Source organism: Desulfovibrio piger ATCC 29098, from assembly GCF_000156375.1.
GTDB lineage: Bacteria > Desulfobacterota > Desulfovibrionia > Desulfovibrionales > Desulfovibrionaceae > Desulfovibrio > Desulfovibrio piger.
Genome location: NZ_DS996359.1, coordinates 488,867 through 505,682, shown reverse-complemented (window position 1 = coordinate 505,682; position 16,816 = coordinate 488,867). Strand labels below are relative to the sequence as shown.

The following is a 16,816-nucleotide window of genomic DNA, read 5'->3' as shown; positions in this document are numbered from 1 at the left end:
GCACGATTCTCGAACGGTGCCCTGCGGCGGCCGGTAGCGCGTCCCCTCCGGCAGCCGCCCCTGCCGGGGACACAGCGATCCCTCTTTTTTCCGCTCCGCGACGGACTTCCGGCCGGAGCCCCTCCCCCGACACCTGCAACCGGCGGCCGGCGGCCTGAACCTCCGGTACGCCCTGTGGATATGCCATGTGCGGAATAGCCGGTATCTGCCGTCTTGACGGCCAGCCCCTGAACGAGGACGCCCGGTCCCATGTCCGGGCCATGACCGACGTCATCACTTACCGCGGCCCCGACGGCAGCGGCATCTGGCAGGAAGGGCCCGTCAGCCTGGGACACCGCCGCCTGTCCATCATCGACCTTTCCGGCGGCAGCCAGCCCATGCAGGACGTGGACGGCGAGCTCTGCATCGTCTTCAACGGCGAGATCTACAACTTCGCCGAGCTCCGGCAGGAACTGCTGCAGGCGGGCGCCCGTTTCCACAGCAGCCATTCCGATACGGAGGTCATCCTCCAGGCCTACCGCGTCTGGGGCACGGACTGCCTCCAGCGCTTCGACGGCATGTTCGCCTTCGCCCTCTGGGATGCCCCCCGCCGCCGCCTGTTCTGCGCCCGGGACCGCTTCGGCAAAAAGCCCTTTTTCTACACCCTGCAGCAGGGCAGCCTGTTCTTCGGCTCGGAGCTCAACTGTCTGGCCGCCGTACCGGGGCTGGAGCTCTCGCTCGATCCGCAGGCCGTCATGCGCTACCTGGCCTACGAATACGTGCCCACCCCGGACACCATGTACCGCGAGGCCAAAAGCCTGCCGCCCTCGCACTGGCTGCTGGTGGAGGACGGACGCCTGAGCATCCGCCGCTACTGGGACCTGCCCCCGGCCGATGAGGACGACCGCCGCTCCGAGGCCGACATCTGCGCCGACGTGCACGAGCTGCTCACCCGCGCCGTGGGCCGCCGCATGGTCAGTGACGTGCCCCTGGGGGTCTTCCTCTCCGGCGGCATCGACTCGTCCATCGTGGCCGGTCTCATGGCCCGGCAGTCCTCCACGCCCATCAAGACCTTTTCCATCGGCTTCACCGAGGCCAGCTACGACGAGAGCCGTTACGCCCGCGTAGTGGCTCAGCGCTGGAACACCGACCACCACGAGCGCGTGCTCTCGGCCGAGGATTGCGCCGAGCATCTGCCCAGCATCATCAGCCGCATGGACGTGCCCATGGCCGACGCCTCGGTGGCGCCCACCTGGCTGCTCTCGGGCGTGACCCGCGAAAAAGTCACCGTGGCCCTGGGCGGCGACGGCGCCGACGAGCTCTGGGCCGGGTACGAGCACTACATCGCCTTCAAGATCGCCGAATGGTACAACGCCATCCCCGGCATCGTGCGCCGCGGCGTCATCGAGCCCCTGACCCGGCTCCTGCCCGCCTCGGCCGGCTACATCAATCCCCGTCTGGCGGTGGAGACCTTCTTGCGCGGTGCCCACGCCCCGGCCTGGGAACGGGTGCAGACCCTGCTCACCTCCTTCACGCCCGAGATGCAGGCCGAGCTGCTGGCCCGTCCCGATCATGACTTCCTGCGCCGCGAGAACCTCTTCGCGCCCACGCGAGAGCAGTTCGAGCATTGGCCCGCCGGTCCCTCACCCCTGGCCCGGGCCTTCCACGTCTATGCCCGCCAGTTCATGCTGGACGACATCCTGGTCAAGGTGGACCGCTGTTCCATGCTCCACTCGCTGGAAGTGCGCGCCCCCTTCCTGGACAAGGACTTTGCCGAATATGTGGCCCGCCTGCCCATCCGGCACAAGCTGCGCGGTTTCCAGCGCAAATACCTGCTCAAGAAGGCCTTCACCGACGTGCTGCCGCCCGAAATCCTGCACCGCAACAAGCGCGGCTTCCAGATCCCTGTGGCAGCCTGGCTGCGCGGACGCATGCGGCCGCTCATGGAAGAGCTCTTCGCTCCCGAGCGCCTGCGTGCCCAGGGCCTGTTCCGGCCCGAGGCCGTGCGCTCCCTGGTGGATGCCCACTGCTCCGGCAAGGCCGACCTGCGCAAGCCGCTCTGGACGCTGCTCGTGCTCCAGCTCTGGCTGCGCGCCCGGGGCATGTAGCGAACAGATAAAAAGAAAGGCCCGGTACGGCAGGCTCGCCTGCCGGGATGGACGAGGGGGCGGGGGAACTTTTCCTGGCGGAAAAAAGTTCCCCCGCCCCCTCGCGCTCCCCCACCCCTTCAAAAACTGCTCATACGGGATTGGAAAATATAACAGCAAAAGCCCAGGCCCGAAGATGCCGCATCGCGGTGGGTAGGCGACATTCACGCCGTACAAAGCGACAGGGGCAGGCAAAGCCCGCCCCTGGATGTGGATTTGAAAAAGAGGGATGCGTGGAGGAGATACGTCCGTTTGCGCTGACGCCTTACGCCTTCACATAGCTGCTGAGGCCCCGGTGGATCTCCCGGGCCTCATCCGTGAACAGGGCATCGAGACCGGCCACGCCCTTGGTCTTGAAGCCCGCCAGCCCGGTGTTCAGGCGCTGCATCTCCAGATTGCCGCCGTTGATGGCCACCTGCTGGAAGATCTGCCGGTCCATGGAGCTGCGCGGGGCATTGAAGGGCGGCAGCAGGCCGCCGTTCTCGTGCATCTGCAGGGCCAGGGTCTTGCAGGCCACGTCCATCTGCCCGGTGCGGTCCTTGCCGCTCTTGCAGTTGAACAGCGGCATCATGCCCATGATGTGCCCCAGCATGGCCAGCCGCGCAGGCAGGCGATAGGGGTCGGCCCCGCTCATCCTGTAGCCCCCGGTGGCCCAGAGCGCATGGATCTCGTAGCGCAGGGCCTGCACGTTCTGCCTGTCCCGGGCGGAGATGTCCGACCGTCCAAGATAGGTCTCCACCATCCCGCCGAGCATGTCATCCCCGAAAAGCTGGGCCATGGCTTCCCTGTTGTACCGGTCGGACGTGCCCCAGCCGCCGATCAGGCCCTGGAGCCCGCCCTGCGCGCCGGTGTTCACACCGAAATTGAAGGTGAATACCTGCGGCCGGACCCTGACCGACCTTTCCTGCCCGTCAGGCAGCACCACATCCACCGTGCAGGTGCCGTCAGGCCCGCAGGCATCCTTCCATGAGGCGCACTGCTCGGCCAGATAGGTCTTTTCCGACGTGCCGAAGATCTCGCGCGGCACATCGGGCGTGACCAGACTGGTGGAGAGCAGAGGCAAGTCGATGACGGCATCGGCCTTCACCGCCAGCCTGCGCTGGACGTCCGCCAGCTTCGGGGAGCTTTGCAGGGCCGCCGTGAAGATCTCTCTGGCGCGGGTGGCGTTGGCCGCCCTTCTGGCCGCGGGATCCTTGATGGAATAGGCGCTGTTGATGCCGTGCCGAAGGCCCCGGAACAGGGTGCTGCCGCCCACGGCGATCTCCGTGCGGGCCAGGTTCAGGGCATGGTTTGGCTGGCCCCTGTCCTCGCAGGAGACGCCGTTGATGCCGTGACGGGCCATGCTCCGGCCGATGGGGCCGGGCTGCGCGCCCGCACCGATATGGCAGGCGGGCGTGATGGTGGAGGTGGCGGTCACGCCCGCGCCCCCGCGTCCCAGATATTGCAGATCGCGCCGGATGACGCCCCAGTCCTGCTCGTTGAGCACCTGGATATGGGCTTCCTTGATCTCTTTGGCCAGCTTCCCCGCCGACAGGTCGGGCAGCAGCCGGTGCAGCTCATTGCCCAGCTCCCCGGGAAGCTCATTGAAGGACTTCATCACCGCATCGGGGACGCGTTCCCCGTCGGCCAACCCCCGCAGTTCGGGCGGATCGGTCTTCTTGTCCTGCATGGCCGCCATCAGCCTGCTGAGGTCCCGGGCCCGTTCCGCAAGACGCATGCCCGCGTCCGAAGCGGGATCCAGATTGCCCAGCTCCTCACCTGTCCGGCGCACATGTTCCCCTATGACCCGCTCGTAGGCGGCATAGGTCTGCCGGAAGGCAAGGCGCACGTTCCCGGCCGTGAAGGGGCTCTGCTCCTTCTGGGCTGTCATGATGTCCCGCTTGGCATCCAGCTGTGCCTTGAGGCCTTCCAGGCAATGGAGCAGCCCGTCCACGCCCTCCGCTCCTGCGGGCAGGCCCGCCTGGAAGGCGTCCAGATCCCTGCGCATGGCGTCCACCGCCCAGGAGACCGAGGCAAGCTCCCGCTCGCCCTCCGCGACGGCCTGCTGCCCCCAGGCATCGCTCCCCACCAGACGCACGCCCTGGCTCACGAGGCTGACGAAGTAGTCGGGGTCGATACCGGCCCGGCCCAGCTCCGCCATGAGCTCCGGCCGGAGGGCCCGCCGGCCCGTGGCCACCATGCCGCGCCCCAGGCAGGCGAGATTGCGCTCCGCCGCCGCATCCAGGAGCCTGGACAGGTTCCCGCCGGTGAAGGCCTTGCCCTCCAGGGACTTCTTGCCGATGTACTGGTTGAACAAACGCGTGCCCTCGGCCTTGCCGCAATAGGCGCAGACGCTGTCGCGCACGCGCTCGGCCGCGGCCCTGTTGCCGGCCTTTTCCTGGCTCCGTTGCGACCACTGCCAGAAGCGGGCCTTGACGGTCGTCGCCTGGAGCTTGTCCGTGCCCTGGTCGAGGCGGACGAAGCTGCCCTGGGCCTGGCTCAGATGGCGCAGGTTGGCTATGGAATCGATAGGCATAGCTCCCTCCTAGACCTTCACATAAAAGGGCTGCTCGCTCTCCATCACGGTGTCGCCCAGGGTCGCGCAGCGCTGCGTCCAGAAGTCCAGCGACAGGGCAAAGGATTGCAGGAAGGCATCCAGTTTGTCCGCCGTGGCCTGCTCGGGCAGCCACATCTGCTGCAACAGTACGGTGTCGCTCTCCGGGGCCAGGGTGATGGTGGCGCCCTGGGTATCCTGCCACATGAGGTTGGCGGTGAGCAGGGCCCGCAGCTCCCGCAGGGCCACTTCCTCATCCTCGGAAAGCGTGCCTATGCTGCCGAAGGCGATGAACGTGCCCTGCCCTTCATCGAAACGCAGATGCACCACATGGTCGTCGGCCGAAGCCAGGGCGCAATAGTTGGCATCGTCGAGCTGCAGGGGCTCGATCTCCTGCTGGCGGGAAAATTCTTCCAGAAGCGTGTTGGCGGTCTCGCGGCTTATCATGATGCCTCCTTTCGTACAGAGGTCTAAAAAGTTCAGGGCATATCTTCGGCCTGCCCGCAGCGTTGGTGGTACTGCCGACAGCGTTGGCAGCGGACAGGATACATGTACGGATGAGCAAAAAAGGTGCCAGAGGGCAATGCGGCGCGGCGTTACAGGGGCGCCGCTCCCCTGCGCTCCCGGACAGGGCCCCTTCCCTGCCCTTTGCGAAAGGAACGGGGAAAGCGCGTACACTCCCGCGGCAGGGATGAAGGGAGTGGATGTGTCATTATCCCCCAGGGACGCGGACTTTTCAATGTGCCCGCCACCCGGCGGCCTTGCCGAAAACAGGCTGCATGTCCGGCAAGACGCCCCGGCGGAAGCCGTACCGGCGACGGCCCGGCAATCTGGCCCATCCCGGCCGGAGGGTCGTGCTGCGAGGCCACCGTCCGTCGGCAGGGACAAAAAAAGCGAAGCCCCGGCAGCGGGGCTTCGCATCGTGCGTCAAGGAAAGGAGAGATGTATCAGAGGTTGGCTTTGAAAAAGGCCTCGATCCTGTCGAAGGGGATGATGTCCACCTGGTCGTACAGGTCCGTGTGCGAGGCCCCGGGCACGATCAGCAGTTCCTTGTTGTCACCGCTGAGCTTCTTGAAGGCATCCTCGCTGAAATAGCGGGAATGCGCCTTTTCGCCGTGGACCAGCAGGACAGCGCTGCGGATCTCGCCCGCATAGGCCAGCAACGGCATGTTCAGGAAGGACAGGGCCGAGGTGGCATTCCAGGCCCCGTTGGAATTGATGGAACGGGGATGGAAGCCGCGCTTGGTCTTGTAATAGTCGAAGTAGTCCTTGACGAACTGCGGCTCGTCGCCCGTCAGGGCCGCGGGCAGGCCCGCGGCGGACGGTGCGATGCTGCCGGAGCGTGCGTCCCGGGTGCGCTGTGCGTTCAGCTGCCGGCGCAGCGCGTAGCGGGCCTCGGCATCCATGGCGTCAAAATAGCCGTTGGCCGTGACCCGGCTCATGTCGTACATGGTGACGGCCACGGTGGCCTTGATGCGGGTATCCATGGCGGCGGCGTTCAGGCCCATGCCGCCGAAGCCGCAGATGCCGATGATGCCGATGCGCTCCGCATCCACCGCGTCCAGCGTGGTGAGGAAGTCCACCGCAGCGCTGAAGTCTTCGGTATTGATGTCCGGCGAGGCCACGTGACGCGGCTCGCCGCTGCTCTCGCCCGTATAGGAGGGGTCGAAGGCCAGCGTCAGGAAGCCGCGCTCGGCCATGGTCTGGGCATAGAGCCCGGACGCCTGTTCCTTCACCGCGCCAAAGGGACCGCTCACGGCCAGGGCCGCCAGTTTGCCCTTGGTGCCCCGGGGCACGTACAGGTCGCCCGCCAGCATAGTGCCGTAACGGGTGCGGAAGGTCACTTTACGATGTTCCACTTTGTCGCTCTGGGGAAAGACCTTGTCCCATTCCTGTACCAGTTCCATAGCGTCACCATCCTTGGAAGCAGTCGTGCCAGAGGGGCCTTTGTCCGCTGCGGCCGCCGCTCCTGCAAACAGCATCGTGCCTGCCAGGATCATCGCCGCCAGTGTTCTGCATATGCTCATCATGTCTCTCCGGCTTGAGGTCAGGCAGGCAAAAACGAGCCTGCCGCTGTTCCTTCCTCTTTAGCCGCAGTACACATCCATGACAAATACCTATATCGAATACTTTACCATAGAAGCAAAGCATGGATAAGCCGACATATGTCCCACCCGGGCACACCGTTCCGGCACGGAAGGCCCCAGCATCGCCTTGTAAGAAAAGCCATCGCCCCCAGACGGATGCGGCTCGTGGCGTTCGTGCGCGCCACTTGATTTTTTCAAGAAAACGGCGCGCATTTCTTGGCCCGGATTCTGGCCCGGCCCCGGCGCCCCTGTTACCTTTTCCTCTGGATACCGGGACTCCGCAACGACAATCCAGAGAGGTGACTCAGCATGAAGATACAGCAGATCCGCAACGCCATGGTCCGCATCCATTACGCCGGCAAGACCTTCCTCACCGACCCCTGGCTGGCGGCCAGGGGCAGCATGGGGACCTTCCGCGACTATCCCATGTTCCGCTGCCGCCCCGAGCAGCTGGACCTGCCCATGCCCCTGTGCGACCTGCCCATGCCGGTGGCGAACATCCTGGCCGGTGTGGATGCCTATATCGTGACCCATGTGCATCCCGACCATATCGACATGGCCGCCGACGGCAGCGTGGGCGCGCCGCTGGACAAGGACGTGCCCGTGTTCGTGCAGAGCGAAGAAGACGCCGCCGTGCTCCGGCGCTCCGGCTTCGCCCGGGTGGAGGTGCTGGGAGAAGAGACCGTCTTTGGCGATATCCGCCTCAGCAAGACGCCCGGACGCCACGGCACCATCATCCCCTGCGGGCCGTCCTGCGGCGTGGTCTTCCGCCATCCTGACGAAAAGACGCTCTATGTGGCCGGTGACACCATCTGGTTCGACGGCGTGGCCGAAAGCCTGCGCCGCTTCCGGCCCGATGTGGTCATGGTAAACGCCTGCGCGGCCGAACTGCTCGATGAAGGCCGCCTGATCATGGACGACGCGGATGTGGCCGCCCTGCACGCCGCCTGCCCGGAAGCGCGGATCATCGTCAGCCATATGGATACCGTGGCCCATGCCTCCCTGACCCGGCAGAGCATGGACCAGGCCCTGCGCCGTCGCGGCATCCGGGAAGCCGTCTTCATGCCCGACGACGGCCAGAGCGCTGATTTTTAACGACAGGAAAACGCCGTATGGCCCGCGGACGGACGGACCGACGGCAAAGCGGGACAGGAGGCTAGGCTCCGTCCCGCCACTGTGACGCCGCTCCGGCAGGGCCGGGCTCTGCCCGGTGCCTCCCTGCCCCGCACTTTCCCGAATCAGGTCCCCGCCGGTCCCCAGGCAGAACGCCTTCCTTCCTCTTCCCCCTCCGGCGGGGGCCTTCATTCCGCCAGGTCTTCCGCTTCCCTCAGGACCACATGCAGCTCGTAGCTGCCCAGCGGTTCCACCTCGGCCAGGAAGGCGTCCAGGGCCTCCATGTCCAGAAAATACATATCGAGGAAATACAGGTTGTCGCCTGTGGTCCGGTAACAATGGATGGTGCGCCTGCCCTCCTTGCGGCAGCAGGCCTTCAGGGCGTCCGCCGGACCATGCCTGAGCTGCACCCGGATGACGGCATGAACCTTGTAGCCGAAGACCGGACAATTGACGTTGATGGTGTAGCGCTGGAGGATGCCCATGTCCTCCAGCCGTTCCACCCTGTTCTTGACGGCCTGCCCGGTAAGGAAGACCCGCGCGCCCAGTTCCTTCATGGTGATGCGCGCGTTCTTCCTGAGTTCTTCGACGATCCTCACATCCGTTGCATCTATCTTGGTCTTCATACGGCCTCCGCTCTGTCCCGCATCTTCCCGGATATGCAGGGCAAAAGCAAATCCCCTCCGCCATGATGGCGGACTCGGTCCGCCCTCTTTTCCTCTTCCCGCCTGCTCCGCGTCCATCAGGTGCTTCCCGTCCGCGAACGGAGACGGACGGCGCCCCCGGCAGACAGGGCGGTCTTTCGTGCACCGCATCCCGGCCCGGGGCATGAAAAAAGCCCGGCGGACAGGGCCTGCCTGTCTGCCGGGCTCGATGAGGCGGACGGATCGTCGCTGCTAGTAAGCGTGCTCGTCCTTCAGGTCTTCAGCGCTCAGGCTGTGGGAGAACAGGCGGTAGACCCAGAACTGGTACAGCAGCACGATGGGCACCATGACCAGAGCCACGCCCAGCATGATCTTGAGGGTCAGCTCGGACGAGGAAGCATTGAAAGCCGTCAGGGTGGCGGTGGGATCGATGGACGAGATGAGCATGCGCGGGAACATGCCCATGACGCCGAAGAAGGTCACACCGATGATGTACACGGCGCTGCACATCCAGGCCTTCCACAGCTGGCCGCGGCGCAGCATGCAGCGCACGCCCAGCAGGCCGGCCAGGGCCACCACGGGCAGCAGGAGCAGCAGCGGGTTGCTCCAGTAGTTGTTGAACAGGTCGGTGTTGAAGAAGGTCAGCACCAGGAAGGCCACCAGCAGGATGAGCATCACGGGCCAGAGCAGGGTGGCGCTGGCCACGGCACGGGTCTGCAGTTCGCCCTGGCTCTTGATGGCCAGCCACAGGGAACCGTGCAGCATGAACATCACCAGGAAGAAGATGGCGCCGGCGATGCCGTAGCCGTTGACCAGGCCCATCAGCGTGCCGTGGAACACGCCTTCACCGTCGATGGGGATGCCCATGAACAGGTTGGCGAAGGTCACGCCCAGCAGCAGGGAGGGCACCAGGTTGGACAGGAAGTGGACCAGATCCCAGAAGCCGCGCCACACGCCGCTTTCCACCTTGCCGCGGAACTCGAAGGACACGGCGCGGAAGATCAGGGCGAACAGCAGGATCAGCAGGGGAGCGTACAGGGCGCTGAACATCACGGCATAGACCTTGGGGAAGGCCGCGAAGGTCACGCCGCCGGCGGAGATCAGCCACACTTCGTTGCCGTCCCAGAAGGGACCGGCGGCGTTGTACATGATGCGGCGTTCTTCTTCATTGCTGCCGATGAAGGGCAGCAGGCTGCCCAGGCCCAGGTCGAAGCCGTCCAGGACGAAATACACGGCCCAGAGCAGCGCCCACAGGATGAACCAGATTACTTGCAAGGTTTCCAGCATGACTTAGTCCTCCTGCCCCTGCGGGCCCTTGATGGCGTACTTGCGCAGCAGGAAAATGTCCAGAAGGCCCAGCACGCTGTAAACGATGATGAAGGCCAGCAGCGACGTGGACACATGCTCGGCGGGCACCGGCGAAACGGCGTCGCTGGTGCGCATCAGACCGTAGACGATCCAGGGCTGACGGCCCATTTCCGCCACCAGCCAGCCCATGGCGATGCTGATGTAGGGCAGCGGGATGCACCACACCAGGGCACGCATGAGCGTGGGGTTGATGCTCTCGCGATTACGCTGCAGCGTGGCCCAGGCGGCCAGGGCCAGGAAGACGACACCAAAGAAGATCATGGCGCGGAAGCCCCAGAACACGGGGGTGACCGGCGGACGGTCTTCCTTGGGGAAGTCCTTGAGGCCCTTCACTTCGGCGTCGGCATCGCCGTAGGAGATCCAGCTCAGCAGGCCGGGGATGCCGATGGCTTCCACGGAGTTGGTCTCGTTGGCTTCGTCCGGCACCACGGCCAGATAGAAGGGAGCGTTCTTGGTGGTCTCCCAGTGGGATTCCATGGCGGCCAGCTTGGCGGGCTGCAGCTCGGACACCACCTTGCCCTGGATGTCGCCGCTCAGGGCGAGGGCCAGCACCAGCACCAGACAGATGGGCGCGGTCATGCGGAAGGAGCGGCGGAAGAATTCCACGTTGCTCTTGCGCAGCAGGTGCCAGGAAGACACGCCCAGCACGAAGAAGCAGGACAGCGTCCAGGCGGAGAGCAGGGTGTGGGCGTACATGCCCCAGGCGTAGGGGTTGGTGACCACGGCCATGAAGTCGGCCAGTTCGGCGCGGCCGTTCTGGATCACATAGCCCAGCGGGTTCTGCATGAAGCCGTTGGCCAGGATGATCCACAGGGCGGACAGGTTGCCGGCCAGCACCACCAGCCAGATGGCCAGCAGGTGGGTCTTCTTGCCCACGCGATGCCAGCCGAAATGCCAGACAGCCAGGAACGTGGACTCCAGGAAGAAGGCCACGGTGGCTTCGATGGCCAGCAGGGAGCCGAAGATGTCGCCCACGTATTCCGAATAGCGGGCCCAGTTGGTCCCGAACTGGAATTCCAGGGTGATGCCCGTCACCACGCCCAGGGTGAAGTTGATGATGAAAAGTTTGCCCCAGAACTTGGCATGCTTGCGCCAGACCTCATCCCCGGTGCGCACATAGCGGGTCTCCATCAGCGCGATGAGCAGGGACAGGCCCAGCGTCAGCGGCACGAAGATGAAGTGGAAAAAGACGGCCACGGCGAACTGTAGCCGCGAAAGCAGAATGACATCATCCATAGATCGTCCTCCTTATGGAGCGTCCTGCATACCGTTATCCTTAGCGAAAAGCAAGCCAAAGTTTAGGCCCTGCAAGGCCTTGACGCCTGATTGGGAAAGATTACTTATTCCCCAGCAAGTATCCATGGAGGTTGTCATCATGCCGGAAAATACGGCTCAATCCTGTGAATTTCGCGCCGAAGTGCGCAAGGTGCTGAGCATTCTCACCAACTCTCTGTATACCAATCGCGAGATCTTCCTCCGCGAACTCATCTCCAACGCTTCCGACGCCCTGGACAAGCTGCGCTTCCGCAGCAACCGGGGCGAGACCCCGCGCCATGACGACCTGCCGCTGGAGATCCGCATCAGCCTCGACAAGGACGCCAAGACCCTGACCATCGAGGACACCGGCCTGGGCATGACCGCCGCCGAACTGGCCGAGAACCTGGGCACCATCGCCAAATCCGGCACCGAGGCCTTCCGCGCCCAGCTGGCTGCCGAAGAAGCCAAGGCCGACGGCGAAAAAGCCGATGCCGCCAACATCATCGGCCGCTTCGGCGTGGGCTTCTATTCCGTGTTCATGGTGGCCGACAAGGTGGACGTGACCTCGCGTCCGGCCTTCGGCGATGACGACAGCGCCGCCACCTGGACCAGCGACGGCCTGGGCACCTATACCGTGGCCCCCGCCGGTGACGACGCCCCGCAGCGCGGCACGCGCATCGTGGCCCACCTCAAGGAAGACGCCGCGGAATTCCTCGAAAAGTTCCGCGTGGAATCCGTCATCCGCAAGCATTCGGCCTTCGTGCCCTTCCCCGTGCTGGTGGACGGCGAACAGGTCAACACCCAGCCCGCCCTGTGGCGCGAGCCCAAGTCCTCGGTCACCAAGGAACAGTACGATGCCTTCTACCAGGCCCTGACCTACGACAGCAAGGCGCCGCTGGACGTGCTGCACATCTCCGTGGACGCGCCCGTGCAGTTCAACGCCCTGCTCTACATCCCCGACGTGCGTCAGGACCTCTTCGGCCTCGACCGTGACTTCTGGGGCCTGGACCTCTACGCCAGCCGCGTGCTCATCCAGCACCGCAACAAGGAACTGATCCCCGACTGGCTGGCCTTCCTCAAGGGCGTGGTGGACACCGAAGACCTGCCCCTCAACATCTCCCGCGAGACCCTTCAGGAAAACGTGGTCCTGCGCAAGATCAACCAGACCATCATCAAGCAGACCCTGAGCCACCTGGAAAAGCTGGCCGCCAAGGATGCCGAGAAGTACGCCGCCTTCTGGCGCCTGCACGGCCGCATCTTCAAGCTCTCCTACCAGGACTTCGCCAACCGCGAGCGCATCGCCGGCCTGCTGCGCTTCAACACCTCGGCCCTGGACGACGGCGAGGCCCTCTCCAGCCTGGACGAATACATGTCCCGCGCTCCCGAAGGCCAGAAGACCTTCTGGTACGTCTCCGCGCCCAACCGTGAGGCCGCCCGCCTGAGCCCGCACCTGGAACGCTTCACCCGCAAGGGCATCGAAGTGCTCTTCCTCTACGAGCCCGTGGACGAGTTCGTCATGGAAGGCATGGGCAAATACAAGGACTGGGAGTTCAAGGCCATCGAGAACGCCGCCGATGACGCCCTGGACGCCTTCGCCGACAAGGCCGACAAAAAGCCCGCCGCCGCGCCCCTTTCCGACGACGACAACGCCAGCTTCGACAAGCTGCTGGAGCGCATCAAGGAGATCCTGGGCGAACGCGTGGCCGACGTGCGCGTCTCCCACCGCCTGGCCGACAGCCCGGCCGTGCTGGTCTCGCCCGACGGCATGACCTCGTCCATGGAAAAACTCATGCGCGCCATGCAAAAGGACGACTCCCTGCCCGTCAAGGTGCTGGAAGTCAACCGCGACCACGTGCTGCTGCGCAGCCTGCTCAAGATGTTCAAGGCCGATCCCCAGGACAAGACCCTGGCCGGCATGGTGGAGAACCTCTTCGACGCCTGCATGCTCCAGGAAGGTTACCTGCGCGATGCCCAGATGCTGGCCGGCCGCAGCAGCCATCTGCTGGAACAGGCCGCTGCCTGGTATGTGGAAGTGAAAAAGCTGTAACCCGCCGACACCCCCCGCCCGCCGGCAGGACACCGGCGGACGTTCCTCCTCGCAGGAGGTCCGGCCCCGCAACGGGGCCGGACCTCTCCCCTGTAGTGGGGCTCGCCGCAGGCCTTGCGCCTGCGGCGAGCTTGCTACAGCCAGCTGGGCTTTCCTTCCCCTTCCGGGACAGACAGACCATCCGCCATAGTGAAGCCTTCCAAGCTGCCGGCCCGGGCCTGCACACAAACAAAGGAAAGCGTACTGTCATCAGCAGCCCGCAGACAACGCGCCCCCGCCGGGTCAATACGGAAGCAGTCCCCCCTCTTCAAGGGGAGCTCCTCGCCGTCGATATACAGCGTACCGCAGCCGTCGAGCACCAGATAAATTTCCTCATTTTTCTGATGCCGATGCACGAAGGGGACGGTCCCCCCGGCCGGCAAGGTATTGAGGCTCACCTCTGCAGCGGTAAGCTGCAACAGATCATGCAATTCATGACGAGGGGCGTCTTCCAAGTGTACTAAGGTATAGTGTGACATGACTTTCTCCTTTTGTTTGATATCGAACCATTATGGCGCTAAAATCTCTTTCGGACCTTATGCGAATGGCAGAAGACGAACAGGGTCGCTATCTCCGAATGCAGCGGGACAGCAATCTTTCCAGCTCATCGGCTTCATCCACCGAAAGGCGACTGGCTATCAGCTCTTCCAGAGCGCGGGAGACGGCATCCATCACCGGGGCCAGAGCCTTGCCCCGGGCTGTCAGACAGACAAGTACCCCGCGAGCGTCAGTGGGATCGGGGCGACGCTCCACATAACCGGAGCGCTCCATCTTTTCGACCAAAGCCGTTATGGTGGAGCGGGTCCTGCGGATACGCCGGGCCAACACGCTCATATGGCAAGGGCCTTCCGCCAGCAGATGAGCCAATATATCACCATGGCTGGGAGCGATATCCGTGAGTCCCGCATCCTTGAGGGCGGCGATAATGAGCTTATTGCCTTCTTCACGCAGACGGCTCGCATAGGAAAAGATAGATCTATAGCGCATGACGTCCATATAGTTCGATATCGAACTTATTGTCAAGACTGTCCTCTTGCGAATAGGCACGACAGGACTTGACAAGCGCGTCAGCGCATTGTATGTGTTGCCGCTCTACGGCATTCATGCGCTGCCTGTCCGTCTTGGGCAGGCAGTGAAACTTTGGAGGAAACTATGCCTACTATCAACCAGCTCATCCGCATCGAGCGGACTGCGGTGGTGAAGCGCAAGAAGACCCCGGCCCTGCAGGCTTGCCCCCAGCGCCGCGGCGTGTGCACCCGTGTGTACACCACCACCCCCAAGAAGCCTAACTCCGCTCTGCGTAAGGTCGCCCGTGTGCGCCTGACCAACGGCATCGAAGTGACGGCCTACATCCCCGGCGAAGGCCACAACCTGCAGGAACACTCCGTGGTGCTCATCCGCGGCGGTCGTGTGAAAGACTTGCCCGGTGTCCGTTACCACATCGTGCGCGGCACCCTGGATACCTCCGGTGTGGCCGATCGTCGCAAGAGCCGTTCCAAGTACGGCGCCAAGCGTCCCAAATAGGTTATTTTTTGCTAACTCCGGCGTACGTCATGCAACGCACCCAGGCTGCCCTCTCACGGCGCGCCGGGGCGCTGCGGGGCTGGTGACGCCGAAACACAGAGATTCTCAAGGAGAATATCATGCCCCGTAAAGGTCCTGTCCCGAAGAGGGAAGTGCTGCCCGATCCGCTGTACAACAGCCGTCTGGTCACCAAGTTCGTGAACCGTCTCATGTACGACGGCAAGAAGGGCGCTGCTGAAAAGATTTTCTACAGCTCGCTGGAAACCCTGGGCGAAAAGACCGGTGAAGAACCCATGCGCGCCTTTGAAAAGGCCCTGGACAACGTCAAGCCCCATCTGGAAGTCAAGGCCCGCCGCGTGGGCGGTGCCACCTACCAGGTGCCCATGGAAGTCCGTCCCGAACGTCAGATTTCCCTGTCCATCCGCTGGCTGATCAACTATGCCCGTTCGCGCGGCGAAAAGGGCATGACCTCCAAGCTTTCCGCTGAACTGCTGGACGCCTACAACGGTCGCGGCGGCGCGGTGAAAAAGCGCGAAGATACCCACCGTATGGCCGAAGCCAACAAGGCTTTCGCCCACTACCGCTGGTAAGCTCGATTCCGAGTGACTGCTGCCGCGCCCGCAAGGGCGCGGCGCTTTTCCCCCCGCCCCACTGCCCCTTTTCTGGAGGATAACGTGTCCCGCACCACCCCCGTAGACAAACAGCGCAATATCGGCATCATGGCCCATATTGACGCCGGCAAAACCACCACCACCGAACGCATCCTTTTCTACACCGGTGTTTCCCACAAGATCGGCGAAACCCACGACGGTGAGTCCACCATGGACTGGATGGAACAGGAACAGGAGCGCGGCATCACCATCACCTCCGCCGCCACCACCTGCTTCTGGAAGGACTGCCGCATCAACATCATCGACACCCCCGGCCACGTGGACTTCACCATCGAAGTGGAACGTTCCCTGCGCGTGCTGGACGGTGCCGTGTGCGTGTTCGACGCCGTGGCCGGCGTTGAGCCCCAGTCCGAAACCGTGTGGCGTCAGGCCGACCGCTACCACGTGCCCCGCATCTGCTTCGTGAACAAGATGGACCGCATCGGTGCCAACTTCTTCCGCTGCGTGGGCATGATCCACGAACGCCTGGGCGCCAAGGCCGTGCCCCTGCAGCTGCCCATCGGCGCTGAAGACAAATTTGAAGGCGTCGTGGACCTCATCGAAGGCAAGGCCCACCGCTTCGACAAGGGCTCCAAGGGCGCCCAGTTCACCGAAGAAGACGTGCCCGCCGAACTGAAGGACCTGTACGAAGAAAAGCGCCACGAACTCATCGAAGCCGTGGCCGAAGAAGATGAGGCCCTGCTGGAAAAGTACCTGGGCGGCGAAGATCTGACCCGCGAAGAGATCATTTCCTGCATCCGCAAGGCCACCATCGCCCGCAACATCGTGCCCGTGCTCTGCGGTTCCGCTTTCCGCAACATGGGTGTGCAGCCCCTGCTGGACGCCGTGGTGGACTACCTGCCCTCCCCCGTGGACATCGCCGTCATGACCGGCCATGAGCCCGGCAACGAAGAACACCTGATCGAATGCCCCTGCGACGACAAGGAACCCCTTGCCGGCCTGGTGTTCAAGCTGTTCTCCGACCCCTTCATCGGTCACCTGTCCTTCTTCCGCATCTACTCCGGCTGCCTGGAATCCGGTACCAGCGTGTACAACGCCAACACCGGCAAGAAGGAACGCATCGGCCGTATCCTGAAGATGCACGCCAACAAGCGTGAAGACATCAAGTGGGCCGGCGCCGGTGACATCGTGGCTCTGGTGGGCCTGAAGAACGCCTCCACCGGTGACACCCTGTGCGACGAAAAGCGCCCGGTGATCCTGGAATCCCTGAACATCCCCGAGCCCGTCATCGAAGTGGCCATCGAGCCCAAGACCAAGGCCGACCGTGATGCTCTGTCCGCTGCCCTGAACAAGCTGGCCAAGGAAGACCCCTCCTTCCGCGTCAAGGGCGACGAAGAAACCAACCAGACCCTGATCGCCGGTATGGGCGAACTGCATCTGGAAATCATCGTTGACCGCCTGACCCGC

General features: G+C 64.0%; 14 protein-coding genes. 6 read left to right on the top strand and 8 right to left on the bottom strand.

Annotated elements, in window-relative coordinates; translation table 11 throughout:
• The first annotated feature begins 185 nt into the window (after positions 1 to 185).
• Positions 186 to 2,087 (top strand): asparagine synthase (glutamine-hydrolyzing), encoded by a 1,902-nt coding sequence (gene asnB / locus DESPIG_RS08815; protein WP_006007684.1) that lies wholly within the window; start codon positions 186 to 188, stop codon positions 2,085 to 2,087.
• A gap of 304 nt (positions 2,088 to 2,391) precedes the next feature.
• On the opposite strand, the gene DESPIG_RS08810 is transcribed toward asnB, so the two are convergent.
• The 3 genes from DESPIG_RS08810 to DESPIG_RS08800 all read right to left on the bottom strand — a co-directional run bounded on the left by DESPIG_RS08810 (position 2,392) and on the right by DESPIG_RS08800 (position 6,566).
• Positions 2,392 to 4,641, bottom strand: coding sequence for an inositol phosphate phosphatase SopB (locus tag DESPIG_RS08810; protein ID WP_006007680.1), 2,250 nt, complete (start codon positions 4,639 to 4,641; stop codon positions 2,392 to 2,394).
• 9 nt (positions 4,642 to 4,650) lie between these two features.
• A complete protein-coding gene (locus DESPIG_RS08805; protein ID WP_006007678.1) occupies positions 4,651 to 5,106 on the bottom strand; it encodes a type III secretion system chaperone in 456 nt (151 codons plus the stop codon).
• Between the two features lie 500 nt (positions 5,107 to 5,606).
• Complete coding sequence (locus DESPIG_RS08800) at positions 5,607 to 6,566, bottom strand: alpha/beta hydrolase (RefSeq protein WP_211204913.1); 960 nt, start codon at positions 6,564 to 6,566, stop codon at positions 5,607 to 5,609.
• Positions 6,567 to 7,055: 489 nt separating this feature from the next.
• On the opposite strand from DESPIG_RS08800, the gene DESPIG_RS08795 reads away from it, so the two are divergent.
• Positions 7,056 to 7,841 carry an MBL fold metallo-hydrolase gene (locus DESPIG_RS08795; protein WP_006007669.1) on the top strand — a complete coding sequence of 262 codons (786 nt, stop codon included), beginning with the start codon at positions 7,056 to 7,058 and terminating at the stop codon, positions 7,839 to 7,841.
• Between the two features lie 206 nt (positions 7,842 to 8,047).
• On the opposite strand, the gene DESPIG_RS14110 is transcribed toward DESPIG_RS08795, so the two are convergent.
• The 3 genes from DESPIG_RS14110 to DESPIG_RS08780 form a co-directional block, all read right to left on the bottom strand.
• A complete protein-coding gene (locus tag DESPIG_RS14110; RefSeq protein ID WP_006007667.1) occupies positions 8,048 to 8,485 on the bottom strand; it encodes an Lrp/AsnC family transcriptional regulator in 438 nt (145 codons plus the stop codon).
• 270 nt (positions 8,486 to 8,755) lie between these two features.
• Positions 8,756 to 9,790, bottom strand: a complete 1,035-nt coding sequence (gene cydB / locus DESPIG_RS08785) for a cytochrome d ubiquinol oxidase subunit II (RefSeq protein WP_006007665.1) — start codon at positions 9,788 to 9,790, stop codon at positions 8,756 to 8,758.
• Positions 9,791 to 9,793: 3 nt separating this feature from the next.
• Positions 9,794 to 11,107 (bottom strand): cytochrome ubiquinol oxidase subunit I, encoded by a 1,314-nt coding sequence (locus DESPIG_RS08780; protein ID WP_006007663.1) that lies wholly within the window; start codon positions 11,105 to 11,107, stop codon positions 9,794 to 9,796.
• A 139-nt stretch (positions 11,108 to 11,246) separates the two neighbouring features.
• Here DESPIG_RS08780 and htpG point away from each other — a divergent pair, with 139 nt between their 5' ends.
• Positions 11,247 to 13,175 carry a molecular chaperone HtpG gene (gene htpG, locus DESPIG_RS08775; protein WP_040369906.1) on the top strand — a complete coding sequence of 643 codons (1,929 nt, stop codon included), beginning with the start codon at positions 11,247 to 11,249 and terminating at the stop codon, positions 13,173 to 13,175.
• Positions 13,176 to 13,309: 134 nt separating this feature from the next.
• Here htpG and DESPIG_RS08770 read toward each other — a convergent pair whose 3' ends face one another.
• Together DESPIG_RS08770 and DESPIG_RS08765 are read right to left on the bottom strand one after the other, a co-directional pair.
• Positions 13,310 to 13,693 (bottom strand): cupin domain-containing protein, encoded by a 384-nt coding sequence (locus tag DESPIG_RS08770; protein WP_040369765.1) that lies wholly within the window; start codon positions 13,691 to 13,693, stop codon positions 13,310 to 13,312.
• A gap of 88 nt (positions 13,694 to 13,781) precedes the next feature.
• A complete protein-coding gene (locus tag DESPIG_RS08765; RefSeq protein ID WP_040369905.1) occupies positions 13,782 to 14,201 on the bottom strand; it encodes a MarR family winged helix-turn-helix transcriptional regulator in 420 nt (139 codons plus the stop codon).
• A gap of 165 nt (positions 14,202 to 14,366) precedes the next feature.
• On the opposite strand from DESPIG_RS08765, the gene rpsL reads away from it, so the two are divergent.
• The 3 genes from rpsL to fusA all read left to right on the top strand — a co-directional run.
• Entirely contained in the window at positions 14,367 to 14,738 is a 372-nt protein-coding gene (gene rpsL / locus DESPIG_RS08760; RefSeq protein ID WP_006007654.1) for a 30S ribosomal protein S12, read from the top strand.
• Positions 14,739 to 14,857: 119 nt separating this feature from the next.
• The gene (gene rpsG, locus DESPIG_RS08755) at positions 14,858 to 15,328 is read left to right on the top strand and encodes a 30S ribosomal protein S7 (RefSeq protein WP_006007647.1); all 471 of its coding nucleotides are present in this window, start codon (positions 14,858 to 14,860) and stop codon (positions 15,326 to 15,328) included.
• 84 nt (positions 15,329 to 15,412) lie between these two features.
• On the top strand, positions 15,413 to 16,816 hold a 1,404-nt coding region (gene fusA / locus DESPIG_RS08750), incomplete at its 3' end, for an elongation factor G (RefSeq protein ID WP_040369763.1).

Excerpts from the sequence above, each read along its gene's own strand:
- asnB (WP_006007684.1), top strand. The coding sequence starts at position 186 with ATGTGCGGAATAGCCGGTATCTGCCGTCTTGACGGCCAGCCCCTGAAC.
- DESPIG_RS08810 (WP_006007680.1), bottom strand. The coding sequence starts at position 4,641 with ATGCCTATCGATTCCATAGCCAACCTGCGCCATCTGAGCCAGGCCCAG.
- DESPIG_RS08805 (WP_006007678.1), bottom strand. The coding sequence starts at position 5,106 with ATGATAAGCCGCGAGACCGCCAACACGCTTCTGGAAGAATTTTCCCGC.
- DESPIG_RS08800 (WP_211204913.1), bottom strand. The coding sequence starts at position 6,566 with ATGGAACTGGTACAGGAATGGGACAAGGTCTTTCCCCAGAGCGACAAA.
- DESPIG_RS08795 (WP_006007669.1), top strand. The coding sequence starts at position 7,056 with ATGAAGATACAGCAGATCCGCAACGCCATGGTCCGCATCCATTACGCC.
- DESPIG_RS14110 (WP_006007667.1), bottom strand. The coding sequence starts at position 8,485 with ATGAAGACCAAGATAGATGCAACGGATGTGAGGATCGTCGAAGAACTC.
- cydB (WP_006007665.1), bottom strand. The coding sequence starts at position 9,790 with ATGCTGGAAACCTTGCAAGTAATCTGGTTCATCCTGTGGGCGCTGCTC.
- DESPIG_RS08780 (WP_006007663.1), bottom strand. The coding sequence starts at position 11,107 with ATGGATGATGTCATTCTGCTTTCGCGGCTACAGTTCGCCGTGGCCGTC.
- htpG (WP_040369906.1), top strand. The coding sequence starts at position 11,247 with ATGCCGGAAAATACGGCTCAATCCTGTGAATTTCGCGCCGAAGTGCGC.
- DESPIG_RS08770 (WP_040369765.1), bottom strand. The coding sequence starts at position 13,693 with ATGTCACACTATACCTTAGTACACTTGGAAGACGCCCCTCGTCATGAA.
- DESPIG_RS08765 (WP_040369905.1), bottom strand. The coding sequence starts at position 14,201 with ATGCGCTATAGATCTATCTTTTCCTATGCGAGCCGTCTGCGTGAAGAA.
- rpsL (WP_006007654.1), top strand. The coding sequence starts at position 14,367 with ATGCCTACTATCAACCAGCTCATCCGCATCGAGCGGACTGCGGTGGTG.
- rpsG (WP_006007647.1), top strand. The coding sequence starts at position 14,858 with ATGCCCCGTAAAGGTCCTGTCCCGAAGAGGGAAGTGCTGCCCGATCCG.